General features: G+C 73.7%; 26 protein-coding genes. 16 read left to right on the top strand and 10 right to left on the bottom strand.

Annotated features, from left to right (window positions below; genetic code table 11):
• The first annotated feature begins 62 nt into the window (after positions 1 to 62).
• The 6 genes from ACFWXO_RS08810 to ACFWXO_RS08785 all read left to right on the top strand — a co-directional run bounded on the left by ACFWXO_RS08810 (position 63) and on the right by ACFWXO_RS08785 (position 5,493).
• On the top strand, positions 63 to 1,265 hold the full coding sequence (locus tag ACFWXO_RS08810) for an MFS transporter (protein ID WP_380522899.1): 1,203 nt from the start codon (positions 63 to 65) through the stop codon (positions 1,263 to 1,265).
• A 49-nt stretch (positions 1,266 to 1,314) separates the two neighbouring features.
• A complete protein-coding gene (locus ACFWXO_RS08805; protein WP_380522898.1) occupies positions 1,315 to 2,511 on the top strand; it encodes an acetoin utilization protein AcuC in 1,197 nt (398 codons plus the stop codon).
• A gap of 225 nt (positions 2,512 to 2,736) precedes the next feature.
• Positions 2,737 to 2,946: a helix-turn-helix domain-containing protein gene (locus ACFWXO_RS08800; RefSeq protein ID WP_045699258.1), complete on the top strand. Its 210-nt coding sequence runs from the start codon at positions 2,737 to 2,739 to the stop codon at positions 2,944 to 2,946.
• Positions 2,947 to 3,136: 190 nt separating this feature from the next.
• Positions 3,137 to 3,235 carry a 30S ribosomal protein bS22 gene (locus ACFWXO_RS08795; protein ID WP_003948845.1) on the top strand — a complete coding sequence of 33 codons (99 nt, stop codon included), beginning with the start codon at positions 3,137 to 3,139 and terminating at the stop codon, positions 3,233 to 3,235.
• Positions 3,236 to 3,386: 151 nt separating this feature from the next.
• Positions 3,387 to 4,478 (top strand): NAD-dependent epimerase/dehydratase family protein, encoded by a 1,092-nt coding sequence (locus ACFWXO_RS08790; protein ID WP_375882331.1) that lies wholly within the window; start codon positions 3,387 to 3,389, stop codon positions 4,476 to 4,478.
• 7 nt (positions 4,479 to 4,485) lie between these two features.
• Positions 4,486 to 5,493 carry a lysophospholipid acyltransferase family protein gene (locus ACFWXO_RS08785; protein WP_380522897.1) on the top strand — a complete coding sequence of 336 codons (1,008 nt, stop codon included), beginning with the start codon at positions 4,486 to 4,488 and terminating at the stop codon, positions 5,491 to 5,493.
• A gap of 214 nt (positions 5,494 to 5,707) precedes the next feature.
• Here the strand turns inward: ACFWXO_RS08785 and ACFWXO_RS08780 are convergent, their stop codons facing one another.
• The 3 genes from ACFWXO_RS08780 to ACFWXO_RS08770 form a co-directional block, all read right to left on the bottom strand.
• Positions 5,708 to 7,009: a DUF5667 domain-containing protein gene (locus tag ACFWXO_RS08780; RefSeq protein ID WP_380522896.1), complete on the bottom strand. Its 1,302-nt coding sequence runs from the start codon at positions 7,007 to 7,009 to the stop codon at positions 5,708 to 5,710.
• 288 nt (positions 7,010 to 7,297) lie between these two features.
• The gene (locus ACFWXO_RS08775; RefSeq protein WP_375882333.1) at positions 7,298 to 8,116 is read right to left on the bottom strand and encodes an ECF subfamily RNA polymerase sigma factor, BldN family; all 819 of its coding nucleotides are present in this window, start codon (positions 8,114 to 8,116) and stop codon (positions 7,298 to 7,300) included.
• 555 nt (positions 8,117 to 8,671) lie between these two features.
• A complete protein-coding gene (locus ACFWXO_RS08770; protein WP_375881755.1) occupies positions 8,672 to 9,694 on the bottom strand; it encodes an HAD family hydrolase in 1,023 nt (340 codons plus the stop codon).
• A 119-nt stretch (positions 9,695 to 9,813) separates the two neighbouring features.
• On the opposite strand from ACFWXO_RS08770, the gene ACFWXO_RS08765 reads away from it, so the two are divergent.
• The 7 genes from ACFWXO_RS08765 to hemB all read left to right on the top strand — a co-directional run bounded on the left by ACFWXO_RS08765 (position 9,814) and on the right by hemB (position 17,125).
• Positions 9,814 to 10,089, top strand: a complete 276-nt coding sequence (locus ACFWXO_RS08765; RefSeq protein ID WP_380522894.1) for a glutaredoxin family protein — start codon at positions 9,814 to 9,816, stop codon at positions 10,087 to 10,089.
• A gap of 160 nt (positions 10,090 to 10,249) precedes the next feature.
• Positions 10,250 to 10,984, top strand: coding sequence for an exonuclease domain-containing protein (locus tag ACFWXO_RS08760; protein ID WP_380522893.1), 735 nt, complete (start codon positions 10,250 to 10,252; stop codon positions 10,982 to 10,984).
• A gap of 107 nt (positions 10,985 to 11,091) precedes the next feature.
• Positions 11,092 to 11,988, top strand: a complete 897-nt coding sequence (locus tag ACFWXO_RS08755) for a redox-sensing transcriptional repressor Rex (protein WP_375882336.1) — start codon at positions 11,092 to 11,094, stop codon at positions 11,986 to 11,988.
• Between the two features lie 25 nt (positions 11,989 to 12,013).
• Complete coding sequence (locus ACFWXO_RS08750; RefSeq protein ID WP_380522892.1) at positions 12,014 to 13,384, top strand: glutamyl-tRNA reductase; 1,371 nt, start codon at positions 12,014 to 12,016, stop codon at positions 13,382 to 13,384.
• 41 nt (positions 13,385 to 13,425) lie between these two features.
• The gene (gene hemC, locus ACFWXO_RS08745; protein ID WP_375881765.1) at positions 13,426 to 14,430 is read left to right on the top strand and encodes a hydroxymethylbilane synthase; all 1,005 of its coding nucleotides are present in this window, start codon (positions 13,426 to 13,428) and stop codon (positions 14,428 to 14,430) included.
• Positions 14,427 to 16,064, top strand: a complete 1,638-nt coding sequence (locus tag ACFWXO_RS08740) for a uroporphyrinogen-III synthase (protein WP_380522891.1) — start codon at positions 14,427 to 14,429, stop codon at positions 16,062 to 16,064. The genes hemC and ACFWXO_RS08740 overlap by 4 nt, the downstream gene beginning before the upstream one ends.
• Before the next feature lie 74 nt (positions 16,065 to 16,138).
• Entirely contained in the window at positions 16,139 to 17,125 is a 987-nt protein-coding gene (gene hemB / locus ACFWXO_RS08735; RefSeq protein ID WP_380522890.1) for a porphobilinogen synthase, read from the top strand.
• 62 nt (positions 17,126 to 17,187) lie between these two features.
• Here hemB and ACFWXO_RS08730 read toward each other — a convergent pair whose 3' ends face one another.
• The 3 genes from ACFWXO_RS08730 to ACFWXO_RS08720 all read right to left on the bottom strand — a co-directional run bounded on the left by ACFWXO_RS08730 (position 17,188) and on the right by ACFWXO_RS08720 (position 18,357).
• Positions 17,188 to 17,454, bottom strand: a complete 267-nt coding sequence (locus ACFWXO_RS08730; protein ID WP_380522889.1) for a hypothetical protein — start codon at positions 17,452 to 17,454, stop codon at positions 17,188 to 17,190.
• 131 nt (positions 17,455 to 17,585) lie between these two features.
• Positions 17,586 to 17,930: a rodlet layer protein gene (locus ACFWXO_RS08725; RefSeq protein WP_188309838.1), complete on the bottom strand. Its 345-nt coding sequence runs from the start codon at positions 17,928 to 17,930 to the stop codon at positions 17,586 to 17,588.
• 82 nt (positions 17,931 to 18,012) lie between these two features.
• Positions 18,013 to 18,357, bottom strand: coding sequence for a rodlet layer protein (locus tag ACFWXO_RS08720; RefSeq protein ID WP_375881773.1), 345 nt, complete (start codon positions 18,355 to 18,357; stop codon positions 18,013 to 18,015).
• 280 nt (positions 18,358 to 18,637) lie between these two features.
• On the opposite strand from ACFWXO_RS08720, the gene ACFWXO_RS08715 reads away from it, so the two are divergent.
• Entirely contained in the window at positions 18,638 to 19,345 is a 708-nt protein-coding gene (locus ACFWXO_RS08715; RefSeq protein ID WP_380522887.1) for a hypothetical protein, read from the top strand.
• Between the two features lie 133 nt (positions 19,346 to 19,478).
• On the opposite strand, the gene ACFWXO_RS08710 is transcribed toward ACFWXO_RS08715, so the two are convergent.
• The 3 genes from ACFWXO_RS08710 to ACFWXO_RS08700 all read right to left on the bottom strand — a co-directional run bounded on the left by ACFWXO_RS08710 (position 19,479) and on the right by ACFWXO_RS08700 (position 20,630).
• A complete protein-coding gene (locus ACFWXO_RS08710; RefSeq protein ID WP_375881779.1) occupies positions 19,479 to 19,859 on the bottom strand; it encodes a hypothetical protein in 381 nt (126 codons plus the stop codon).
• A gap of 149 nt (positions 19,860 to 20,008) precedes the next feature.
• On the bottom strand, positions 20,009 to 20,278 hold the full coding sequence (locus tag ACFWXO_RS08705; protein WP_380522886.1) for a chaplin: 270 nt from the start codon (positions 20,276 to 20,278) through the stop codon (positions 20,009 to 20,011).
• Positions 20,279 to 20,387: 109 nt separating this feature from the next.
• Entirely contained in the window at positions 20,388 to 20,630 is a 243-nt protein-coding gene (locus ACFWXO_RS08700) for a chaplin (RefSeq protein WP_380399087.1), read from the bottom strand.
• A 570-nt stretch (positions 20,631 to 21,200) separates the two neighbouring features.
• Here ACFWXO_RS08700 and ACFWXO_RS08695 point away from each other — a divergent pair.
• Together ACFWXO_RS08695 and ACFWXO_RS08690 are read left to right on the top strand one after the other, a co-directional pair.
• Positions 21,201 to 21,440 (top strand): chaplin, encoded by a 240-nt coding sequence (locus ACFWXO_RS08695; protein ID WP_380522885.1) that lies wholly within the window; start codon positions 21,201 to 21,203, stop codon positions 21,438 to 21,440.
• A 283-nt stretch (positions 21,441 to 21,723) separates the two neighbouring features.
• The gene (locus tag ACFWXO_RS08690; RefSeq protein ID WP_380522884.1) at positions 21,724 to 23,400 is read left to right on the top strand and encodes an RICIN domain-containing protein; all 1,677 of its coding nucleotides are present in this window, start codon (positions 21,724 to 21,726) and stop codon (positions 23,398 to 23,400) included.
• 12 nt (positions 23,401 to 23,412) lie between these two features.
• Here the strand turns inward: ACFWXO_RS08690 and ACFWXO_RS08685 are convergent, their stop codons facing one another.
• Positions 23,413 to 24,000 carry a DUF4291 domain-containing protein gene (locus ACFWXO_RS08685; RefSeq protein WP_375881791.1) on the bottom strand — a complete coding sequence of 196 codons (588 nt, stop codon included), beginning with the start codon at positions 23,998 to 24,000 and terminating at the stop codon, positions 23,413 to 23,415.
• Positions 24,001 to 24,005: the final 5 nt, after the last annotated feature.

The raw sequence follows: 24,005 nt of genomic DNA, 5'->3' as shown, positions 1-24,005 counted from the left end.
CGGCGGCGCCCCCCCTACGCTCACGCCCAACATCTTAATCCCGGCCTGTCGCGCGGACCCGATTGCGCGTCCCCCCCCCTGCCCCCCCCCCCGGGGGGGGGCCGCCCCGGGCCGCGCTCGCCGTCAGCTTCCTGCTCCAGGGCACCACCTTCGCGCTGCTGGTCACCTGCATCCCGGAGATCCAGCACCGGTACGGGCTGAGCGACGGCCTGCTGCCGGTCTTCCTGGCCGCGGTGCCGATCCTGGCCGGGGCGGGCTCGATCCTCTCCGAGCAGCTGGTGAAGCGCACCGGCGCCCGGGCCGTGCTGCGGGTCGTCCAGCCGGCCGTCTGCCTCAGCCTGGCGGGCGCCGGGCTGGGGGACACGCTGTGGCAACTGGCCCTCGCGCTGGGCGCCTTCGGGCTGCTGGTGGGGGCGCTGGACGCCAGTATGAACATGCTCGGGGTCGGCCTCCAGCACCGCTACGGCCGCTCGATCATGATCGGCTTCCACGCGGCGTTCAGCCTCGGCGGGATCCTCGGCGCCGCGGTCGCCGGCCTCGGCTCGCACTACGACCTGGGACTGCCGGTGCTGTTCGGTACGGCCGCGGCGGTGGTCGCCCCGCTCGCGGTGCTGACCGGCACCCGCTTCGCCGGACCGGCCGAACTCGGCGACGCCGTCCGGGAGGCCGCCGAGGCCGCCGCCCGGACCATCCCCTGGCGCCCGCTGCTGCCGCTCTGCCTGGCGATGGCCTTCGCGTACATCGCGGACGCCTCGGTCTCCAACTACAGCGTCAAGTACCTCACCGACGGCCTGGGCAGCCGGGAGGACCTCGCCAAACTCTCCTACCTCGGCTACATGGTGGCGATGCTGCTCGGCCGGGTCCTGGGCGACCGCGCGGTGCAGCGCTTCGGCGCCGTCCCGGTGGTGCGCTCCGGTGCCGCGCTGGCCGCGCTGGGCTTCGGGCTGGCCGCGCTGGCGCCCACCGCCTGGGCGGGCATCGCCGCGTTCACCGTGCTGGGCTTCGGCATCTGCGCGATCATCCCGCAGGTGTTCGCGGCCGGCGGCCGGCTCTTCCCGGCCGACTCGGACGCCGCCGTGGCCCGGCTCAACCTCTTCAACTACGTGGGCTTCCTGATCGGTTCACCACTGGTCGGGGCGATCGCGGACGCCGGCTCGTACCGCTGGGCGCTGCTCGCCCCGATGCTGCTGGTGCTCGCCGTGCTGCCGCTGGCCGAGCGCTTCGCCCCGGAACCCGCACGGCTGCCGGCCCCCGCCGCCGTCTGACGGTGGGGGCGGGCGGGGCCCGCCGCCCCCACCCACTACGGTGGAGGCCATGCCCGAAGCCGAGCGTGACTCCTCCTGCGGCCTGCACCTCTACTGGGACGAGGCCGTCACCGCCTACGACTTCGGCCCCGGCCACCCGATGGACCCGGCCCGGCTCGCGCTGACCATGCGCCTGGTCGAGGCCCTCGGACTCGCCACCGGGCCCGGGGTGACGGTGCGGTCCGCGCCGGCCGCCGGGGAGTCCACCCTGCAGCTGGTGCACACCAAGGAGTACGTCGAGGCGGTCAAGCACGCCGCCGCCCACCCCGAGCAGTCGGACCCCCGGCAGGGGCTCGGCACCGACGACAACTGGTCGTTCCCGGCCGTCCACTCGGCCGCCGCGCTGATCGCCGGCCAGTCGGTCGCCGCCGCCGAGGCGGTCTGGCACGGCGAGACCCCGCACGCCGTCAACTTCGCCGGCGGACTGCACCACGCGATGCCCGGCAAGGCCTCCGGCTTCTGCGTCTACAACGACCCGGCCCTGGCGATCGCCCGGCTGCTCGAACTCGGCGCCGAACGGGTCGCCTACGTCGACGTGGACGTCCACCACGGCGACGGCGTCCAGGAGGCCTTCTGGAACGACCCGCGGGTACTGACCGTCTCGCTGCACGAGCACCCGGCCACGCTCTTCCCGCAGACCGGCTGGCCCACCGAGACCGGCGGCCCGGACGCCCCCGGCTCCGCCGCCAACCTGCCGCTGCCCGCCGGCACCGGCGACGCCGGCTGGCTGCGCGCCTTCCACGCCCTGGTGCCCGAACTGCTCGCCGCCTTCCGGCCGCAGGTCCTGGTCACCCAGCACGGCGCGGACACCCACCTGGAGGACCCGCTGGCCCACCTCGCCGTCACGGTGGACGCCCAGCGGCTGATCGCCGAGGAGCTGCACGGGCTGGCCCACCGGCTCACCGGCGGCCGCTGGGTGGCCACCGGCGGGGGCGGCTACGCCGTGGTGGACGTCGTCCCGCGCAGTTGGACCCACCTGGTCGCCACCGCCGCCGGCCGGCCCGTCGACCCGGCCACCGAGACCCCCGAGTCCTGGCGCGCCGAGGTCTACCGCCGCACCCGCGGCCCGGCCCCGCTGCGGATGACCGACGGCGCCCGCCCGTCCTGGCGCGACTTCGACTCGGGTTACGATCCGGCCGACCGTCTCGATCAGGCCATCCTCGCGGCCCGCCGCGCGGTGTTCCCCCACCACGGTCTGCTGGCCTGAATCCGCCGTCCCGGCCGCGCGCCGGCCGGGCCGTGCGTACGCCCCCTGGGGCGAACCGCCGAGTGACTACGTACTGCAACGGTCCTATCTCTCACCGTACGAGGACTGCACTTCCCCTCTTCCCACTGGTACCACCCATAACTACTCTGGGGATACACGTGTGCCGGTGGAGTCACCGGAGGGGAAGCCGGTGCCTTGCACACGGGTAAGGGTCGGGTGATGGTCATGAGTTCCGTCGAGCGTCCCCTGCAGGAAGTCGTCTTCCTGACCGTGGCCGAGGTGGCCGCGGTCATGCGGGTGTCCAAGATGACGGTGTACCGGTTGGTGCACAGCGGAGAGCTGCCGGCCATCCGGGTCGGACGGTCCTTCCGGGTGCCCCAGCAGGCGGTGCACGAGTACCTCAAGGAGTCCTACGTGCGGCTCGAGAGCGCGTAGCACCAGGCCGGGCGGGGGCGGGTCCACAGCCGTGGATCCGTCCCCGTTCGCCCCGGATTTCCCGCGAGTTTCCCGCTTCAGGGGAGCGCGATTACGGCCCGGGCCACGCGGACGGTAGGCTAGGCCCTCACGTCAGTCGTATGGACTCCGTCTCTCACGGACGAGAGTCTCAGTGAGCGAGGGTTGTTCCGTGGGCTCTGTCATCAAGAAGCGTCGCAAGCGTATGGCCAAGAAGAAGCACCGCAAGCTTCTGAAGAGGACCCGCGTTCAGCGTCGCAACAAGAAGTAAGCGCCCCCGGCCGCGCTGAGCGCGCCCAGCGCTTCCACCGCCCGTCCCGGCCCTCGTGGCCCGGGGCGGGCGGTGTCGTTTCACGGCCCGGTGGGGCGGCGCGGTACGGTGCACGCAGGCCGCTCGGGTCGAGGGAATGGGGTGCAGCACCGTGGGTGTGGTCGTGCTCGTCACCGGCGTGGCACGCCATCTCGGTGCCCGCTTCGCCGCCGAGCTCCGTCGCCGCCCGGGGGTGGACCGGGTCGTCGGCGTGGACGTGCAGCCGCCGCGGCTGCCGCTCCGGGAGCCGGACGGACCGGCCGCCCCGTACACCTTCCACCAGCTCGACCTGCGCCGCCCCGCGGTCTCCCGGGTGATCGCCGAGCACCGGGTGGACACCGTGGTGCACCTGAGCGTCAGCGCCACCGGTCTGGGCTCCACCAACCGCTCCGCGGTGAAGGAGTCCAACGTCATCGGCACCATGCAGCTGCTCGGCGCCTGCCAGAAGGCGCCCGGGGTGCGCCGGCTGGTGGTGAAGTCCACCACCGGCGTCTACGGCTCCGCGCCCCGCGACCCGGCGGTGTTCAGCGAGCGGATCCAGCCGAAGGACCCGCCCGGCGGCGGCTTCGCCAAGGACGCGGCCGAGGTGGAGGGCTACGTCCGCGGCTTCGCCCGGCGCCGTCCGGACGTCGCGGTGACGGTGCTGCGCTTCGCCAACATCGTCGGTCCGGGCGCCGACACCCCGCTCAGCGAGTACTTCGCGCTGCCGGTGCTGCCGACGGTGCTCGGCTACGACCCCAGGCTGCAGTTCGTGCACGAGGACGACGCCGTCGCGGTGCTCTGCCGGGCCGCCGGCGAGCCCGAGCCCGGCACCGTCAACACCGGCACCTTCAACGTGGCGGGGGAGGGCGTGCTGCTGCTCTCCCAGTGCGCCCGCCGGCTCGGCCGCCCCACCCTGCCGCTGCTGCTGCCCGCGGTCAGCTGGATGGCCGTGCTGGCCCGGCAGACCCGGCTGGTCGACGTCTCGCCCGAACAGCTGCGGCTGCTCACCCACGGCCGGGTGGTGGACACCACCCGGCTGCGGGAGACCTTCGGCTACCGTCCGGCGTTCAGCACTCCGGAGGCCTTCGCCGACTTCGCCGCCGCCCGGGGCCCCGGCCTGCTGCCGCCGGAGCGGCTGGCCGCCGTCACCGACCGGCTGACCGCCCTGCTCGGCCCCGAAGGGGCCGCCCCCGCCGTACCGACCCGCCGCCCGAGGAGCTGAACCCGCGATGAGTGCCGCCGCCGACAACGCACCGGGCGAGGCCAAGGTCATCCCGATCGAGTCCGCCCCCAGCTGGAGCTCGCCGCAGGCCCCCGGCCTGGCCGACCGGCTCGCCGGGGCCGTCGGCGGGGCGCTGTCCGGGCAGCTCGGCCCGGCGGCCACCCGGCTGTTCGGCAAGGGCTGGGAGGGCCGGGCCACCGAGGGGCTGGCCTTCCTGCGCCGCCGGATCACCGGCGACTACGAGGTCGACGAGTTCGGCTTCGACCGGGAGCTCACCGAGGAGGTGCTGCTCTCGCTGCTGCGCCCGCTGGCCGAGAAGTACTTCCGGATCGACGTCCAGGGGATCGAGCACGTCCCGGCCGAGGGCGGCGCCCTGATCGTCGCCAACCACTCCGGCACCATCCCGCTGGACGCCCTGATGACCCAGGTGGCCATCCACGACCACCACCCGCACCGCCGGCACCTGCGGATGCTCGCGGCCGACCTGGTCTTCGTGCTGCCGGGCGTCAACGAGCTGGCCCGCAAGGCCGGCCACACCTTGGCCTGCAACGAGGACGCCCAGGCGCTGCTGGAGCGCGGCGAGCTGGTCGGGGTCTGGCCGGAGGGCTTCAAGGGCATCGGCAAGCCGTTCTCCGAGCGCTACAAGCTCCAGCGCTTCGGCCGCGGCGGCTTCGTCTCCTCGGCGCTGCGCGCGGGGGTGCCGATCGTGCCCTGCTCGATCGTCGGGGCGGAGGAGACCTACCCGATGATCGGCAACGTGAAGACGCTGGCCCGGCTGCTCGGACTGCCGTACGTGCCGATCACCCCGACCTTCCCGTGGCTGGGGCCGCTCGGGATGCTGCCGCTGCCGACCAAGTGGACGATCCGCTTCGGCGAGCCGATCGCCACCGACGGCCATCCGCCGGAGGCGGCGGACGACCCGATGCTGGTCTTCGACCTGGCCGACGAGGTGCGCGAGACCATCCAGCACACCCTGTACCAGTTGCTGGTGCAGCGGCGGTCGGTGTTCTTCTGACCGTGCTCTCCTGACCGTGCTCTTCCGGCCACGGTCCTCCGGCCACGGTCCTCCGGTCGTCCCGCTCGGGACCGGACGCGGGGGGGGGGGGGGGCGGGGGCGGGGCCGGGCACGCCCCCGCGCCCCCCCCCGGCCCCCCCCCGGGGCGCGGCCGGGCGCGGGCGCGCCGGGCGCGCGCGGGCCCGCGCCCGCCCCGCCCCCCCCCCCCCCCCGCTCAGCTCCCGCCGAGGATCCGCAGCCCGGGCAGCAGGCCGGGGATCAGCGGAGGCACGTCCACGCCCTGCTGGGCGCCGCTCGGCGTGCTGGGCGCACCGGACGGCGGCTGCGGCACCTGCGGCGGGGCCGCGTCGGCGCTCGGCGAGGGCCGGCCGCCGGTGAGCCCGCTGGTGAGGTTGCCGACCAGTCCGTTGACGGCGTCCGGTGCGCTGCTGGGCAGGGTGCTCGGCAGTCCGCCGCCCTTGGCCCCGCCGCCGGCCGTGCTGCCGCTGCCGGCGGTGTCCGGGGCGCGGTCGGTGCCGGGGCGGTTGCCGCTGCCCGTGCCGCCCTGGGACTGCGCGGAGCCGGGTGCGGCGCCGGAGCCGTCGGGCCCGGTGCCGGCCGGGGAGCCGCCGGTCGAGGAGGAGGAGTCGTCGCCCGCTCCGGTGCCGCCCGGTCCACCGCTCTTGGCGGGGGGCTGGGTCAGGCGCAGGGGCGCGACGTCCTCGGTTATGTCGTCGAAGAGCTGGTTCACCAGGTGGGCCTGCTCGGTGAGTTGGACCGGCAGCCGGCCCTGCAGCTCGCTCCAGCGGCCGTCCTCGTCGTGGGCGAAGCCGGCCAGCGCGCGCATCGGGCCCAGTGAGCCGTTGCTGCGGTAGACCGAACGCAGCAGCTCGCGGCCCTTGAGGGCGTCGGCGTGCATGTCGTCCAGCGCGCGGCGGACCCGGTCGACGGTGCCGGGGCTGAGCCCGGTGGTCGAACCGGACGGCCCGACCAGGGCGTTGGCCTCGCCGAGCCGGGTGGCGGCGTTGCCGAGCAGCAGTTCGCCGCGCTCCGAGTCGGAGTCCGCGAGGTCGAGTCGGAGCCCTTCGAGGCCGCGCTTCATGCCGTACAGCGTGTCCCCGGGGAGGGCACTGGTGCTTGCGGCGGCCGCGCCGGCCAGGCTGCCGACGGCGAGCCCGGCGACCAGTCCGCCGATCGCGAAGCGGCGGCTCCACCGGCCGCGCGGCGCCGTCCGGATCGCCCGGTGGCGGCGCTGGCGGGGCACCGCGGCACCCGGCCCGCCCGCGAAGGCCTGCTCGAACGCGGCCATCAGCTGGGCGCGTTGGACTGTCCGGACCTCCTGGTCCAGGACTGGCCCGGGCAGTGCCCCCAGCGCGTCGGCCACCCCGACCAGTTCGGCCATCGCCACCGAACCGGCTTCGGCGGCGGCGATGTTGGCCGATTCGGCGGTGGCCGCGCGGAGTTGCTCCGCCTGGTGGGCCTCCAGCGCCTCGGCGAAGGCCTTCGCCCGTCGGTGCTCCAGCACGTTTGCCGTCACGGGCCACACCTCCCTTCGTCGTTGTCGACACCCCGGCCCGCCGGACGGTTGCCCCGGCGGGCCAAAGCCACTCCATCGGGTGACAGGTCACAATTCGGCTTGACCGTATGCCTGGTGGGGGCTTGCATGCTGGCCAACGAGCGGTACGGGCGGTCGGTTACGCACGGCTGATCATCGGACCGACCGTTCACCCGGACGTGTCGCCCGGGTGGCAGTGGTGACGGGCCGTCGGGCCGGCGCCGGGTCGGGCCCCGCCCGGGCCCTATCGCTCCCTCGGTCACCGTCGCCTCACCGCGCGTCGGGCGGCAGGAGCCGGGCGAGGGTGCGTACGGCGCGGTACTGGAGGGTCTTGATCGCACCCTCGTTCTTGCCCATGATCCGCGCCGTCTCGGCCACCGACAGCCCCTGGAGGAAGCGCAGCGTCACGCACTCCTGCTGCTGGGGGTTGAGCCGGCGCACCGCGTCCAGCAGGGCGGCGTTGGAGAGCGACTCCAGCACCGACTCCTCCGGGCTGCGCTCGCACTCGTTGGAGTCGAGCATCTCGCCGGTGGTGACCTCCAGCCGGAACCGGCTGGACTTGAAGTGGTCGGCGACCAGGTTGCGCGCGATGGTGACCAGCCAGGCCCCGAAGTCGCGGCCCTGCCAGGTGAAGGTGCCGATCCGGCGCAGCGCGCGCAGGAAGGTCTCGCTGGTGAGGTCCTCGGCGGTGGCCCGGCTGCCGACCCGGTAGTAGATGTAGCGGTAGACGGTGTCCGCGTAGTGGTCGTAGAGCCGGCCGAAGGCCTCGCTCTCGCCGGCCTGGGCCCGCTCGACCAGCTCCATGATCGGGTTGTGCTCGGTCTCGTAGCCGGGGCTCGGCGCGGTGCGGGTGCGGCTGCGGCCGACGCCGGTGCTGCCGGTGCGGCTGCGCGAGCCGGTGCCGGTGGAGCCGGCGGCGGTGGTGCGCAGCGCGGTGCCGGGGCCGTGCTGGTGGCCGAACGGCACACCGGCGGGCACGAGTTGGGGCGAGGCGGCGAGCTGGCTGCGGAGCAGGGTGCGCAGCAGGTCCAGGCCGGTGGAGATCTGCCGCTCGGCCGGGCGGCCGCGGAGGCCGGTGCGGGGGCGCAGGGGCGCGGACGACGGGCGGGAGGGTGCAGGCGCGTCGTTCCGGACGGGTGGGTACACGGGACTCCCAGAGGCAGAACTGTGGACGGATCACCTCCGCCTGCGCGGAGAGCACTCCCCATGACATCCGTTCGAGCGGGACGCATGGGTGACGTGCATCCAGGAGAGAATAACGCTTTGTGCAATGACAGCTACACCGTGTGGTCGAAGTGGTCGTTTGGGATCCATTTGTTGCGCATATTCGGCTGACACTGACCGGAGATGTCGGCGTTCATCCGGCTCAACGTGACCGTTCGGGCGCCCAGGGTGACCAATTCGGCGGCACTGCGGGCGGTTTCCCAGCCTTGGGGCCCCGCAACCCCCGACTTTCCCGGCCTGGCGAACGATCAGAACCGGTCACCGGGTGACAAGTTCGCACAGCGGGCCCGGACAGCCTTGTCGGAGCCGGGAGTTCGCTCGTACGAGGGGCCAGGTCAGGCCCCTGATTGACGCCCTCTCACCCGCACGGGGGAGCGGCAGAAACGGTTCCGTGGACGGCCGTCCGGCCCGGACCGGGGCTCAGCCGCGCCGACGGCGGCGCCGCAGCGCCACCCCGGCCGCGGCCGCACCGGCCAGCACCCCGAGCGCGGCCGCCGCCGGCAGGCCCGCCCGGGCCGCCTTGCGCCCGGTCCGGAAGTCGCGCACCCGCCACCCCTGCGCCCGGGCGTGCCGCCGCAGCGCGCCGTCCGGGTTCACCACGTACGGGTGGCCGACCAGCGAGAGCATCGGGATGTCGTTGGCCGAGTCGCTGTAGGCCGCGCAGCGGTCGAGGTCCAGCCGCTCGCGCCGGGCCAGCGCGTTCACCGCGGCGGCCTTGGCCGGGCCGTGCAGCAGGTCGCCGACCAGCCGGCCGGTGTAGTGGCCGTCCCGGGCCTCCGCGACGGTGCCCAGCGCGCCGGTCATGCCGAGCCGCCGGGCGATGATCCGGGCCACCTCCAGCGGGGCGGCGGTGACCAGCCAGACCCGCTGGCCGGCGTCCAGGTGCATCTGGACCAGGGCGCGGGTGCCCGGCCAGATCTTGTCGGCGACGACCTGCTCGAAGACCTCCTCGCAGATCACCTCCAGGTCGGCGGTGCGCTTGCCGGCCACGATGCCCAGGGCGGTGTTGCGGGCGTCCGAGATGTGGTCCGGGTCCTCGGTGCCGTGCAGCCGGAAGAGCGCCTGCTGCCAGGCGAAGCGGGCGATGTCGCGGCGGGTGAGGAAGCCGTGGCGGTAGAGGCCGACGCCGAGGTAGAAGATCGCGGCGCCGCGCAGGATGGTGTTGTCGCAGTCGAAGAAGGCGGCGGCGCGCGGGTCGTCCCGGTCCGGGGTGTGGTTCCCGGCCGGGGCCTTGGGGGCCTTCCCGGGCCGGCCGGGTGCCGGGCTCCCCTCGGTGGCGGGGGCCGCCCCGGGCTCCTGCGCCACCGGGGCGTCCGTCGCGGGGGAGAGCAGCGGTTCGGCGCGCAGCGCGGCCTCGGCCGCCGCTGCCGCGGCCTCGCCCGCCAGGGCGCTCCGCTCGGTGGTGGAGCGTCTCGCCTGGGTGAGCCTTCGGAGCACGGCCATGTCACCGAGCATAGCCAGCCGGGCGGGGAGCGGCCGTGACGGAGCCGTGCCCGTGCGGTGAACAGCTGCCGGGCGGGCACCGCCCCGGGCCGGAGGGGCGGGTCGAGGACAATGGGCAGGTGAGCCCACTGCTGCGACGCAAGAGCCCCGAGCCGGCGGCCCGTACCGTGACCCTGGTCGGCAAGCCCGGCTGCCACCTGTGCGACGAGGCCCGGGAGGTGATCGTCCGGGTGGCGGCGGAGCTGGGCGCGACCTTCGAGGAGAAGGACATCACCCGGGACGAGGAGCTGTACCGCCGCTACTGGGAGCAGATCCCGGTCACCCTGGTCGACGGCCGCCAGCACGACTTCTGGCGGGTCGACGAGAACCGCCTGCGCAAGGCCCTGAGCGGCTGAGGGGTTCGTGCGTGCACCACCTCCCCCGCCGACCGGCGGGGGAGCTTCGCCGAATCGTTGTCGAAGACACTCCGTTCCGGCGTGGGGCCGGGCGCCCCGGTCGGCTTACGATCGAACGCGTTTGCGCCCGTGGGGGGCTGAGCACGCGAGGAGTGCCGCCATGCTTCCCCGTCCGACCCCCGCGCTGCCCGCAGCTCCGGGCTTCGCCGTGGTGGACGTGGAGGCGACCGGCCGCAGCCCGTGGCGGCACCGGGTGGTCGAGGTCGCGGTGGTGCTGCTGGACGAGCGGCTCCGCCCCGAGGGCGAGTTCGCCACCCTGCTGGACCCGCTGGGCCCGGTCGGCCCGACCCATGTGCACCGGATACGCCAGGCCGACGTCGAGGGCGCGCCCCGCTTCCGGGAGATCGCCCCCCGGCTGCTGGAGCTGCTGGCCGGCCGGGTGCTGGTCGGTCACCACGTCAGCTGCGACCACGCCTTCCTGGAGCGCGAGTTCGCCCGGATCGGGGTGCCGCTGCCGCCCGTCCCCCTGCTGTGCACGATGCGGCTGGCCGGCGCCCACCTGCCGCAGGCCCGCGGCCAGGGCCTGGCGGCCTGCGCGGAGGCGGCCGGTCTGGGCTGGTTCCCGGCGCACACCGCGCTGGGCGACGCCCGGGTGACGGCGGAGCTGCTGCGGCACTGCGCGGGCGTCCCGTCCTGCCCGCCGGACGACTGGACCGGGCCGCTGCGCGAGGCCGCCCGGGTGTCCTGGCCACGGCTGGGGCGGGCCCGTTCCCGGCCGTCCGGCGGTACGGTGCCACTGCTGCGCCGGGAGGCGCCGTACGGCCCCTGGCTGCCCGGCGCCCGAGCCCCGGAAGTGGTCCTGACACAGGCCGGTGCTATGAGCTCATCGGCGTGATGCGTGTCACTGTGCCGGGACAAATCGGACACCATCTTTGTGCACACGTTCACAAACGCTTAGCCTGGCTGCCAAAGCCCAGCTTCACCCACAGGAGCACCGTGGCAATCGGCCGATCACCACAGAGCAGTTCGCAGACGCCCGACCAGGGCGCCGCGCGCCGACCCGCGCGCGCCCGGGGCATCCCGGAGGCGACCGTCGCCCGCCTCCCCCTCTACCTGCGGGCCCTCACCGCGCTCTCCGAGCGTTCGGTGCCGACCGTGTCCTCCGAGGAACTGGCCGCCGCCGCCGGTGTGAACTCGGCCAAGCTGCGCAAGGACTTCTCCTACCTCGGCTCCTACGGCACCCGGGGCGTCGGCTACGACGTCGAGTACCTCGTCTACCAGATCTCCCGCGAGCTCGGCCTGACCCAGGACTGGCCGGTCGTCATCGTCGGCATCGGGAACCTCGGCCACGCCCTCGCCAACTACGGCGGTTTCGCCTCCCGCGGCTTCCGGGTCGCCGCCCTGTTGGACGCCGACGCGAACGTGGTCGGTTCCACCGCGGCCGGACTGCCGGTGCGCCACATGGACGAGCTGGAGTCGATCGTCGAGAGCCAGCACGTCTCGATCGGTGTGATCACCACCCCGCCCGGCGCCGCCCAGCAGGTCTGCGACCGACTGGTCGAGGCGGGCGTCACCAGCATCCTGAACTTCGCCCCGACCGTGCTGACCGTCCCGGACGGCGTGGACGTGCGCAAGGTGGACCTCTCCATCGAGCTGCAGATCCTCGCCTTCCACGAGCAGCGCAAGGCCGGCGAGGAGCCCGACCGCACCGAGTCGGTGCTGGACCGCGCCCCCGGCCCGGTCCGCGCGGCCGCGGCCAAGCTGCGCCGGGCGGCCGGCGGCAGCGGCAAGGGCCGCACCGGCGCCGAGCCGGCGGCCAAGGAGCCGGCCGAGCCGTCGGCCAAGGGCAAGCCCGCCAAGGGCGGCGAGGGCGAGCTGTCCGCGGTGATGCCCGCGTGAACACCGAGAGCTGTGGGGGGCGGGCATGAGTCTTCTCGTCGTCGGACTGAGCCACCGGACGGCACCGGTCGGCGTGCTGGAGCGTGCCGCGCTGACCGGTGAGGTCCCGACCCGGCTGCTGCACGACGCGGCCGCGTCCTCGACCGTCGCCGAGGCCGCCCTGCTCAACACCTGCAACCGGATCGAGCTGTACGCGGACGTGGACAAGTTCCACGGCGGCGTCGCCGAGCTGTCGCTGCTGCTGGCCCACCACAGCGGGGTGGACCTGGAGGAGCTGACCTCCCACCTCTACGTCCACTACGAGGACCGCGCCGTCCACCACCTCTTCTCGGTGGCCTGCGGCCTGGACTCGATGGTGGTCGGCGAGGGCCAGATCCTCGGCCAGCTGCGCGACGCGCTGGCCAAGGCGCAGGACGAGCACACCGCCGGGCGCGGCCTGAACGAGCTGTTCCAGCAGGCCCTGCGGGTCGGCAAGCGGGCGCACAGCGAGACCGGGATCGACAAGGCCGGCCAGTCGCTGGTCACCTTCGGCCTGGAGCAGGTCGCCGCGGGCGCGGGCGAGATCGCCGGCAAGCGCGCGCTGGTGGTCGGGGCCGGCTCGATGAGCTCGCTGGCCGCCGCCACCCTGGCCCGTTCCGGGGTCACCGACCTGCTGATCGCCAACCGCACGCCGGCCCGCGCCGAGCGCCTGGTGGAGATCCTCGGTCCGGACGTGGCCCGCACCCTGGACCTCGCCAAGGTGCCGCAGGCGCTGGCCGACGTCGACCTGGTGATCTCCTGCACCGGCGCGGCCGGCGTGGTGGTCCGGGCCGAGGACGTCGCCGCCGCGGTCGCCGTGCGCACCGCCCCCGAGCCGCTGGCGCTGCTCGACCTCGCCATGCCGCGCGACGTCGACCACGCCGTGCACGAGCTGGACGGCGCCCTGCTGGTCGACCTGGAGAGCCTCTCCCACGCGCACGCCGCCAGCCCCGGCGCCGGCGACGTCGACGAGGTCACCCGGATCGTCTCCGACGAGGTGACGGCCTTCGGCGCCGCCCAGCGGGCCGCCCGGATCGCGCCGACCGTGGTCGCGCTGCGGGCGATGGCCTCCGACGTGGTCGCCGCCGAGCTGGGCCGGCTGGGCTCCCGGCTGCCCGACCTGGACGAGCGCTCCCGCGCCGAGATCACCCAGACCGTCCGCCGCGTCGTCGACAAGCTGCTGCACGCCCCGACCGTCCGGGTGAAGCAGCTGGCCGCCGAGCCCGGCGGCGCGTCCTACGCGGACGCCCTGCGCGAGCTGTTCGACCTCGACCCGGCGGCCGTGCACGCCGTTTCGGGCACGCCCGTCGGCGGCCGCCCCCAGCCTTCGGCCGGGGTCGGCGGCCGCCCCCAGCCTTCGGCCGGGAGCACCAGATGAACCGTCAGCCATCCCACGAGTACCACCGGGACGATCACCTCATGAATGGTCAACCGCTCACCGAGCAGGCTCCGGCCGCCGCCCTGCGGCTCGGCACCCGGCGCAGCGCGCTCGCCATGGCCCAGTCGGGCATGGTCGCCCGCGAGGTGACCAGGCTCACCGGCCGCCCCGTCGAGCTGGTCGAGATCACCACCTACGGCGACACCTCGCGCGAGGCGCTCGCCCAGATCGGCGGCACCGGCGTGTTCGTCTCCGCCCTGCGGGACGCCCTGCTGGAGGGCCGGATCGACTTCGCCGTGCACTCGCTCAAGGACCTGCCCACCGCCGCGCCCGAGGGCCTGGCGCTGGCCGCCGTCCCCGCCCGCGAGGACGTCCGGGACGCCCTGGTCGCGGCCGAGGGCCTGGCCCTGGACGAGCTGGTGGAGAAGCTGGCCGGGGCCGGTCGCCCGGCCCGGATCGGCACCGGCTCGCCGCGCCGGATGGCCCAGCTGAACGCCTGGGCCCGGGCCCGCGGCGCCCAGCTGGAGACCGTGGCGATCCGCGGCAACGTGGACACCCGGATCGGCTACGTGAGCGCCGGCGAGCTGGACGCCGTGGTGCTGGCCACGGCCGGCCTCAACCGGCTCGGCCGCAGCGCCGAGATCTCCCAGCACCTCGACCCCGAGCTGATGATCCCGGCCCCCGGCCAGGGCGCGCTCGCAATCGAGTGCGCCGCCGCCGACACGGACCTGACCGCCGCGCTCGCCGCGCTGGACCACGCCCCCACCCGGGTCGCCGTGGCCGCCGAGCGCGCCCTGCTGGCCACCCTGGAGGCCGGCTGCTCGGCCCCGGTGGCCGCACTGGCCACCTGGGGCCGGGAGAACGAACTGCAGCTGGACGGGGTGGTCGGCGATCCCGACGGCACCGCCCTGCTGAAGATGTCCGCCAACGGTCCGATCGTCCTCGACGAGACCGCCGAGCAGCAGGCGCGGGCCCTCGGCCACGCCCTGGCCGCCCGGCTGCTCGACGCGGGCGCGGCCACCCTGATGGGGGAGCGAGCCCGATGAGCCCCACCGAAGCCCTCTTCCCGGCCGGCCAGCCCACCGGACGGTGCACCTTCCTGGGGGCCGGTCCCGGGGACCCGGGGCTGCTGACCCTGCGCGCGGTCGAGGTGCTGTCCTCGGCCGACGTCCTGGTCGCCGACCCGCTGACCGCGGCCGCCGTGCGCACCCACTGTCCGGCCGGCGTGCAGGTGCACGCCCCGGCCGCCGAGGGCGCCGACTTCGACCTGGCCAAGCTGGTCGCCGAGGCCGTCCGGGCCGGCAAGCACGTGGTCCGCACCGTCGACGGCGACCCGGGCCTGGACGGTTGCGCCGCCGAGGAGATGCTCAGCTGCGCGGGCGACGGGATCCCCTTCGAGGTGATCCCGGGCGTCGCCCAGTCGGTCGGCGTCCCGGCGTACGCGGGCGTCCCGCTGCGCGGCGCGGCCGGCACCGACGTCCGCTTCGTGGACGGCGGCCAGCTGCTGTCCGGCGCCCCGGTCGACCTGGGCGCGCCGGAGACCACCCTGGTGGTCCGCACCACCCTGGGCCAGCTGCCGGCCACCGCGGGCGCGCTGGTCTCCAACGGCCGCAAGCCGGACTCGGCGCTGAGCGCCACGCTGTCCGGCACCACCACCCGCCAGCGGACCTTCACCTCCACGCTGGCCACCATCGCGGCCGACCTCAAGATCGCCCGGGTGCTGCCCTCGCCGGTCTCCGCCCCGGTGGACCCGGCGACCTCGGTGATAGCCGTGGTGGGTGAGCAGGTCGCCCACCGGGCCTCGCACTCGTGGTTCGAGACCAAGCCGCTGTTCGGCTGGAACGTCCTGGTGCCGCGCACCAAGGAGCAGGCCCACGGCCTGTCCGAGCAGCTGCGCTCGTACGGCGCGGTGCCGCAGGAGGTGCCGACCATCGCGGTCGAGCCGCCGCGCACCCCGCAGCAGATGGAGCGGGCCATCAAGGGCCTGGTCACCGGACGCTACGAGTGGATCGCCTTCACCTCGGTGAACGCCGTCCGCGCCGTCCGGGAGAAGTTCGAGGAGTACGGCCTGGACGCCCGCGCGTTCGCCGGGATCAAGGTCGCGGCGGTCGGCGAGACCACCGCCCAGGCCCTGGTGGACTTCGGCGTGAAGCCGGACCTGGTGCCCTCCGGGGAGCAGTCCGCGGCCGGGCTGCTGGAGGACTGGCCGCCGTACGACCCGGTCTTCGACCCGATCGACCGGGTGCTGCTGCCGCGCGCCGACATCGCCACCGAGACCCTGGTGGCCGGCCTGGTCGAGCTCGGCTGGGAGGTCGACGACGTGACGGCGTACCGGACGGTGCGCGCCTCGCCGCCGCCGGCCGAGACCCGCGAGGCGATCAAGGGCGGCGGTTTCGACGCGGTGCTGTTCACCTCGTCCTCGACCGTCCGGAACCTGGTCGGCATCGCCGGCAAGCCGCACAACGTCACGGTCATCGCCTGCATCGGCCCGGCCACCGCGAAGACCGCCGAGGAGCACGGCCTGCGGGTCGACGTGATGGCCCCGGCGCCGTCGGCGGCCGCGCTGGCCCAGGCGCTGGCAGACTTCGGCGCCAAGCGCCGGGACACCGCGACGGCCGCGGGCGAGCCGGTCTACCGGCCCAGCGAGCGCCGTCCGGGATCCCGCCGCAAGGCCCGCTGAGATCCCTCAACTATGGTGCTGGGGGCGGCGGTTCGTCGCCCCCAGCACTGCACAACCGTTCGGAGAGAGAAGCCGTGTCCGCTGAATTCCCGTACGTTCGCCCCCGTCGACTGCGGCAGAGCCCGGCGATGCGCCGACTGGTCGCCGAGACCCGGCTGCACCCGGCGGAGCTGATCCTGCCCGCCTTCGTCAGCGAGGGCATCAGCGAGCCCAAGCCGATCGCCGCGATGCCCGGCGTGGTCCAGCACACCCGGGACAGCCTGCGCAAGGCCGCGGTGGAGGCCGCCGAGGCGGGAGTCGGCGGCATCATGCTGTTCGGCCTGCCCGAGGTGAAGGACGCCGTCGGCTCCGAGGGCACCAATCCGGACGGGATCCTCCAGCGGGCCATCAGCGACGTGGTCGCCGAGGTCGGCGACCGGCTGGTGGTCATGTCCGACCTCTGCCTGGACGAGTTCACCGACCACGGCCACTGCGGCGTGCTGGCCGAGGACGGCAGCGTGGACAACGACGCGACCCTGGCGCGCTACGCCGAGATGGCCGTGGTCCAGGCCGAGGCCGGCGTCCACATGGTCGGCCCGTCGGGGATGATGGACGGTCAGATCGGCGTCGTCCGGCGGGCGTTGGACGCGGCCGGGTACCAGGACGTCAGCGTCCTCGCCTACACCGCCAAGTACGCCTCCGCGCTGTACGGGCCGTTCCGCGAGGCCGTCAACTCATCGCTCAAGGGCGACCGCAAGAGCTACCAGCAGGACCCGGCGAACGCCCGCGAGGCGCTGCGCGAGCTGGAGTTGGACCTCGCCGAGGGTGCGGACCTGGTGATGGTCAAGCCCGCGATGCTGTACCTGGACGTCCTGCGGCAGGTCGCCGACGCCTCGCCGGTGCCGGTGGCCGCGTACCAGATCTCCGGCGAGTACTCGATGGTGGAGGCCGCCGCCGCCAACGGATGGATCGAGCGGGAGCGCACCATCCTGGAGACGCTCACCTCGATCCGCCGGGCCGGCGCCGAGCAGATCCTCACCTACTGGGCGGTCGAGGCCGCAGGGATGCTCAAGCAGGGCTGAGCCCGGTACAGCAGAAGGCCGGGCCGCTCCCCCCGCGGGGAGCGGCCCGGCCTTCCTCGTTGCTACTTCCAGCCCTTGATGTGCGCGAAGCCCCCACCGCCGCCGATCAGGTCGGTCGAGGTGGCGGCACCCTCGGCGAAGCCGCCGGCGACGACGTCGGTGGTGTGGCCGACGCCGAAGCCCCCACCGGCCACGAACGGGTGGTCACCGGAGGCGACGATGCCGCCGCCGCCCACCAGGCCGACGTGGGCGAACGCCGGGGTGGCGGCACCGGCGAGCGCGAGCGCGGCGGTGGCGGTCAGGGCGGCCTTGGCCAGCGTGCTCTTCATGGATCTGCCCTCTCTGTGGGGGCGCCCGGGGCGCCCGTCCTCTGACTGGTGCTGTGACTCTTGTCTGCCAAGCCCGGAGGGCCCGGGGAGCTTCTCCTCCCCGGGCCCTCCGTCCGTGCCGTGCCCCTTGATCAGCCGATCAGGTGCGAGACACCCGCGTCGCCCGAGGACTGGGTGTTCTGGCCGACGTTGCAGATCTGCTTCGGGGTGCTGTTCAGGACGGGCACCTCGACCGGAACCGCGACGCCGACGACGGCGACGGCGATGTTGTGGACCTCCGGCAGGCAGATGTTCGCGTTGTCCAGGGTGTGGAAGTTCGGGCTGCCGTTGCCGTGGGTGCCGGTCTGGTTGGTGCCGCCGTTGCCCTGGACGGAGGTGGCGGCGCCGTCCGAGTCGACGATGGCGGAAGCCGAGCCGGCGGACATCGCGATGGCGGCGGCGGCCAGGCCGGCGGCGGCGAGGGACTTCTTGATCATTTCCGGTTTTCCTCTCAAGGGTGAATCGGGGAGCGATTCGAGGGTGGTTCAGGGGGTGGTGCGGAGGTGGGCTGGGGGAACGTCAGCCGACCAGGTGGGACACGCCCGCGTCGCCGTGGCTCTGGGTGCCCTGGCCCTGGGTGCAGTACTGCTTGCCACCGCTGTTGGCGATCGGGACCTCGACCGGGACGGCCACACCGAGAACGCCGACGGCGATGTTGTGGATCTCGGGGAGGCAGACGTTCGCGTTGTCCAGGAAGTGGAAGTTCGGGCTGTTGTTCCCGACCGTCCCGGTGAAGTTGGTGCCGCCGTTGCCCTCGATGGAGGCGGCCGAGCCGTCCGCGTCACCGATGGCCGAAGCGGGAGCGGCGGCGCCGGCGAGCGCGGCGACGGCCAGGCCGGCGGCGGCGAAGGACTTCTGGATCATGGGGAGATCCCTCTCTGAAATGCTTTCGGTTTCCGTGCGTAGCAACGCGTCGGACGCTCAGACCCGGTCTGCAGTCACTGACGTCCAGATCAAAGAATGACGGCACGGAAGGTTACGGGGATTTTTGAAAAGAGTCCGGGAGGCGCGTCCGAGGGTGGTTTCCGGTCGGATTATTACGCCGAATCGGTTAACGCCCGCAATCCGAACTCCTGGTCACTCGTTGCGCAGATTGCTTTCCGGCTGCGGCCCCGCAGCCCTCCCCGAAGGAACGGTGAAAAGCATGAAGTTCTCCAAGCGGGCCGGCGCGATGCTGTTGGCGGTCGGTGCGGGCGTGCTCGCCTCCCAGGGAGCGGCCTCCGCCGCCCCGGTCAGCCCCGACCAGGTCGGAGCCCTGGAGGACAAGCTGGCCACCCAGCAGGTCCCGGCGGACGTACCGCTCACCCCGCTCGGCAGCCACGTCACGGCCGGCATCCCCACCTCCCTGCTCATGCCGCCGGTGGCCGGCCGGACCACCGACAACGGGCTGCTCCCGGACCACCTGGTGCCCCAGCTGGCCACCGGCAAGGTCGGCCCGAGCGCCAAGGCCCAGCTGCCGCTGCCGCTGGTCGACCAGGGTGCCGACCTCGGTGAGGTGCTGCTGGAGGCCCCGGCCGCGCCGCTCCAGGCCAAGACCCCCGGCCTGGACGTGGGCAAGCCGCTCTCCCTGGTGCACGACGGCACCGGCCAGCTGGCCGACGGCCGGCTCCGGGTGGACGAGGTGGACCCGCACCTGGTGCCCGGCGCCGTGCAGACCGTCCCCGGGGCCACCGCGAGCCTGGGCGGCGACGAGAGCCGGCTCTCCGTCGCCGACGAGGCGAACGACCTGGCCAACACCACCACCGCCACCGCCACCGGCGTCCTGGGGCAGACCGACGCGACCGGCACGGCGACCTCGACCGTCACCGGCCTCGTCCAGCAGAGCGGCCTGGCCGACCTCACCCAGCTCTGAGCCCAGCTCCGAGCCCGGCTCCGAGCCCGGCACTGCGCCCGGCACTGAGCCCGGCTCCGGGCTGCCGCCCGACGCGCCGGAGCCCGGCACCCCTGGCCACCAGGAGGGGTGCCGGGCTCCGGCGCGTCCGCGGTCAGCCCGGCAGGACGCCGGAGAGCCCGCCCACCAGCGGGAGGTCCTTGACCCCGCCGCCCGCGCTCAGCGGTCCGGTCAGCGTGCCGGTGCCCACCGGGGCCAGGCCCTGGTCCGGCCGGACGGTCGCCCCGTTGTTGAGCACGTCGGCCGAGGAGTTGGCCCACGGGTCCAGGCGCAGGCTCTTGATCGGCGCGACGCCGTAGCCGAGGCCGGCCGTCGTCCCGTTCAGCGCCTGCCCGACGTCGGTCTTCGCCAGCGTGGCCGGGCCCGCGGCGGGCTCCTGCCCGGCGGCGGGAGCGGCCTGCGCCGAACCCGCGCCGAGCAGCACCACGGCGCCCACGGCGGCGGCCAGCCCGGCCCCGCCCTTCTTCGAAACCATGCGGTTCACCCTTCGGTGGAGTGCGGCCCGGCCCGGCGGAACCCGAGGGAGGGGCCCTGAGCATCCGGACGTCCCGTCCGGAGAAACCGAACTGCCCCCCGGCCGGCTGGTCGGGGGGCAGGACGGCCGAAACGCGTGCCGATCGGGGATCAGCAGTCGTCCGCGGGCTGCGGGTGCATCTCGACGTTGGCGCAGCTGTTGCCGAAGGCCGGGTTCAGCAGGCCGATCACGTCGATGGAGTTGCCGCACAGGTTGATCGGGATGTGCACCGGGACCTGGATCTGGTTGCCGGAGGCGACACCCGGGGAGCCGGCGGCCACGCCCTCGGCGCCCGAGCTGGCGGCGGCGGAGCCCGCCGCGCCCATCACCAGGCCGGCAGCGGCGGCGGAGAGGACGGCGACCTTCTTCACGTTCTGCATGGGGGTTGATCTCCTCGATCACACACGGGTGGAGCGCGCCGCGCCCCGGCGCTGCGGGGCGCGGCACGGGCTCGGTGAATCAGCTGTCGCCGGGTCGGCGACCGCGGGTTCAGCCGACGTTGGCGCAGGAGTTGCCGAACGCCGGGTTCAGCAGGCCGATCACGTTGACGGTGTTGCCGCAGACGTTCAGCGGGATGTGGATCGGCACCTGGATCTGGTTGCCGGAGAGCACGCCGGGGGAGCCGGCGGCCACACCCTGGGCGCCCGAGCTGGCGAACGCGCCGCCCGCGGCACCGAGCACCAGGCCGGTGGTGGCCAGCGACAGGATGGCGGCCTTCTTGAGGTTACGCATGTCTGTTCCTCCGATTTCTGCCCGACGCAAGGGGAATGTCGGGAAACGGGCGAGCACGAATACTCACCCGAACGGTTCAGGGATTGCCGTGTTTGTCACTCCGGCGGCGCACACCGGCGTGTTGCGCCCGTGGCTCGGGCGTCGACGCAGCCGCCGCGTTCTTCCGGTACCTCGCGAACATTTCCCGCACGGCCGGGAACGGTCCGGACAGAGGTGCGACCGGGAATTCCCGGTCAGGCGTTCAGGCGGTGTCGCCGAACGCCGGGTTCTGGGGGGCCCGCCACGTCGACCGGCCCGCCGTGGGCCGCGGTGCCGACGTGGCCGTGGGCGAGCTGCGCATGGGCGGTACTCGATTCGTGTGAGCAGGGCCTGGTGGATCGTCTTCGTGAGGGAGAACGAGGCAGCACGCGAGGGGAAACGGTCCGGACCGGTGATCACCCGAATGCCGGTCGGCGGCCGGATTGCTCCAGACGGGTGACAGTGCGGGCACCGTCGCAACCGCTCCGGACGGGTGTCGTTCTAGATGTCGCACTCCCCGTGCATCTCTGTATGAACAGTCAGGAGGCTCGCATGAGCATCAAGAAGACCGCCGCCGTCGGCGCGGCCGTGGTGGGCATCGTGGCCGCCGGCGCCGGCACCGCCATGGCCAGCTCCGGCGCCGAGGGTGTCGCTGCGGGTTCCCCCGGCGTCATCTCGGGCAACCAGATCCAGATCCCGGTGCACGTTCCCGTCAACCTGTGCGGCAACAGCGTCGACATCGTGGGTCTGCTGAACCCGGCGTTCGGCAACCACTGCGCCAACGTGGGCTGAACCCACCCCCGGTTCGGCCGGTGAGAGCCGCCGTTCCGTGCTTCCCTCCTGGGGCGCGGAACGGCGGCTCTTTTTTCGTGCTCTCCCGGGTCCTTCCGGGTCCGCTCGTGCCCTCCCGTGCCGCCGCCGTTCCGGGGGCGGTTTCCCGGTGCTGTCACGAGCCTTGTTGCACTACTTGTCAGTACCTAGAATGTGAGACCTGCTCACCTTTTCGGCACCTCTCTTGCCCCGCACCGCCCGGCAGCACGGGCCGGGCGGCCCCCACCCCCGCAAGGAGTCGCGTGTGATCAGGTTCCGCACCCCCGCTGCGCGGCGGGCGCGAACGGGCTCGTCCCGGTCCGCCGCACTGCTCGCCACCGGCGTCCTCGTCGCCACCCTCGGCCTGGCCGGCGCCCCCGCCGCGTTCGCCGACAGCGCCCCGGCCCCCGCCCCGGCGCCCACCCGCCCGGCCGCGATCGTCGCCCTCGGCGACAGCGCCATCTCCGGGGAGGGCGCCGGCACCGACACCAACGACGGCTACTTCCCGGAGACCGACACCTCCACCAACTACTGCCACCGGCACCCCAAGTCGGAGATCTTCACCACCGACATCCCCGGGGTCACCCCGATCGACCTGGCCTGCTCCGGCGCCCAGACCGGCGACCTGGTCAGCGACCCCGAACTGGCCAAGATCACCGGCGGTGGCAGCGGCGACTTCGGCGAGCCCAAACAGGACGTCAAACTCGCCGACACGGCGGCCAAGTACGACGTCAAGATGGTCGTCGTCACCATCGGCGCCAACGACGACTTCGACTTCAGCGGCATCATGATGCACTGCCTCGCGCAGTACTTCCCGATCCCCAAGGACCAGGGCTGCCGGGACACCATCGGCAGCGACGAGATCCGCCGGCGGGCCAAGGCGGTCCAGCCCAAGGTGGTCGCCGCGCTGCAGAACATCCGGCAGACCATGCGCCGGGCCGGCTACGCCGACTCCTCGTACCAGCTGGTCTACCAGTCGTACTTCAACCCGATCACCCCGGACATCCGGCGCAACGACTACCTCGGCAAGATCGCCGACGGCTGCCCGGCCTTCCCCGAGGACCTCGCCTGGGGCCACAACCTGGTGGTCCCCACGCTCAGCGACGCGCTCCGCGGCGCGGCCGAACAGGTGCCCGGCGTCCGGTACTTGGACCAGCGGCGGGTCGCCTTCGGGCACGAGGTCTGCGCGGAGTGGACGAGTTCGCCGTACGAGTACAGCAACGGTGACGTCATCAACCTCTCCGAGTGGGCCCGCAACGGCTGCGACTCGCAGATCGGCATCCCCGGGCTGTGCATGAACATGGTCCGTCAGTCGTACCACCTGCGGGTGGCCGGCTACCGCGGCGAGGGCGTCTGCCTCGGCCAGTTCTTCGCCAAGCCGGACCAGACGGAGGCGTACTGCACCCTCAACCAGCAGAACACCACCTCGATCCAGCCGCTCACCCCCGGCAAGCCCTTCGGTGACACCCCCGAGGACGGCTCCTGGTACCAGCTCACCAACGCGGCCACCGGCAACGCCCTCGACCTCACCGGCGGCGGCAGCTACGGCGACTCCACCAACGGCCGGGCCGCCATCAGCTACCCGGCGACCGGCGGACTGAACCAGTCCTTCGTCCTGGAGGCGAAGGCCGGCGGCAGCTACGAGCTGGACTTCAGCGGCAACCGCGGCATGTGCCTGGACGCCAACGCGGCCTCCACCGCGCCCGGCACCCGGATCCAGCAGTGGGGCTGCAACGGCGGCGCCAACCAGCACTGGGTGTTCACACCGGCCGGCAACGGCAACTACCGGATCGCCGACTCGGCGGACCCGACCAAGGTCCTGGCGGCCGGCGCCACCCTCGACGCCAAGGGCAACCCCTACGTCGAACTCGCCACCGACACCGGCGCCCCCACCCAGCTCTGGCAGCTCACCAAACTCGGCATCGTCTACCTCCACAGCTGACCCCAGCCGACCTCAGCCCGCCGCCGCCCCCACCCGGGCGGCGGCGGCCGCACCCAGCGGGTAGGCCGTCTCCACCGGCAACAGCGCGGCATCCCGCTCCCGCCGCACCCGGTCCGCCAGCGCCGTGACGTCCGTGATGCCCCGGATCCACTCGTCCGCGTAGCGCCGCACCGCCTCGCCGCGCAGCCCGACCTGGATCGTCCGCCACTCCAGCGCCCGCAGGTCCGGCCCGCGCTCCGGATCCCACTGCACCCGCACCGGGCTCTGCCGCAGCTCCCGCTTCCAGGCCGCCTGCGAGGCGTGCACCCGCCCGGTGTAGCCGCTCAGCACGGCCCGCTCCAGCGCCCAGTCGAAGCCCTCGCGGCTGATCTCCAGGGCCAGCACCCGCTCCTGGCCGGGGCTCCGGCCCCAGTCGCTGCGGTGCATCATCCAGAGGAACGAGGGCTTGATCCAGGTCATCCGGTCCCGCTGGAACGCCTCCGGGAACCGCCCCTCGGCCGCCGCCGGTTCGGCGATCGCCGGCGGGAAGGCCTGGTAGACGGTGAGGGTGTCAGCGGTGTGGAGCGCCCGGATCTGGTGCTTCGGCGGCTGGAGCGGCATGCGGG

The sequence above is a fragment of the Kitasatospora sp. NPDC059088 genome, assembly GCF_042738155.1.
Lineage (GTDB): Bacteria > Actinomycetota > Actinomycetes > Streptomycetales > Streptomycetaceae > Kitasatospora.
Note: the sequence above shows the minus strand (reverse complement) of the source record. Positions and strands in the feature narration are given on the sequence as shown.

Coding starts and splice junctions, on each gene's coding strand:
- hemC (WP_375881765.1), top strand. CDS start 13,426: ATGAATGGTCAACCGCTCACCGAGCAGGCTCCGGCCGCCGCCCTGCGG.
- ACFWXO_RS08800 (WP_045699258.1), top strand. CDS start 2,737: ATGAGTTCCGTCGAGCGTCCCCTGCAGGAAGTCGTCTTCCTGACCGTG.
- ACFWXO_RS08685 (WP_375881791.1), bottom strand. CDS start 24,000: ATGCCGCTCCAGCCGCCGAAGCACCAGATCCGGGCGCTCCACACCGCT.
- ACFWXO_RS08705 (WP_380522886.1), bottom strand. CDS start 20,278: ATGCAGAACGTGAAGAAGGTCGCCGTCCTCTCCGCCGCCGCTGCCGGC.
- ACFWXO_RS08695 (WP_380522885.1), top strand. CDS start 21,201: ATGAGCATCAAGAAGACCGCCGCCGTCGGCGCGGCCGTGGTGGGCATC.
- ACFWXO_RS08760 (WP_380522893.1), top strand. CDS start 10,250: ATGCTTCCCCGTCCGACCCCCGCGCTGCCCGCAGCTCCGGGCTTCGCC.
- ACFWXO_RS08805 (WP_380522898.1), top strand. CDS start 1,315: ATGCCCGAAGCCGAGCGTGACTCCTCCTGCGGCCTGCACCTCTACTGG.
- ACFWXO_RS08740 (WP_380522891.1), top strand. CDS start 14,427: ATGAGCCCCACCGAAGCCCTCTTCCCGGCCGGCCAGCCCACCGGACGG.
- ACFWXO_RS08715 (WP_380522887.1), top strand. CDS start 18,638: ATGAAGTTCTCCAAGCGGGCCGGCGCGATGCTGTTGGCGGTCGGTGCG.
- ACFWXO_RS08720 (WP_375881773.1), bottom strand. CDS start 18,357: ATGATCCAGAAGTCCTTCGCCGCCGCCGGCCTGGCCGTCGCCGCGCTC.
- ACFWXO_RS08785 (WP_380522897.1), top strand. CDS start 4,486: ATGAGTGCCGCCGCCGACAACGCACCGGGCGAGGCCAAGGTCATCCCG.
- ACFWXO_RS08725 (WP_188309838.1), bottom strand. CDS start 17,930: ATGATCAAGAAGTCCCTCGCCGCCGCCGGCCTGGCCGCCGCCGCCATC.
- ACFWXO_RS08700 (WP_380399087.1), bottom strand. CDS start 20,630: ATGCGTAACCTCAAGAAGGCCGCCATCCTGTCGCTGGCCACCACCGGC.
- ACFWXO_RS08710 (WP_375881779.1), bottom strand. CDS start 19,859: ATGGTTTCGAAGAAGGGCGGGGCCGGGCTGGCCGCCGCCGTGGGCGCC.
- ACFWXO_RS08730 (WP_380522889.1), bottom strand. CDS start 17,454: ATGAAGAGCACGCTGGCCAAGGCCGCCCTGACCGCCACCGCCGCGCTC.
- ACFWXO_RS08770 (WP_375881755.1), bottom strand. CDS start 9,694: ATGGCCGTGCTCCGAAGGCTCACCCAGGCGAGACGCTCCACCACCGAG.
- ACFWXO_RS08750 (WP_380522892.1), top strand. CDS start 12,014: ATGAGTCTTCTCGTCGTCGGACTGAGCCACCGGACGGCACCGGTCGGC.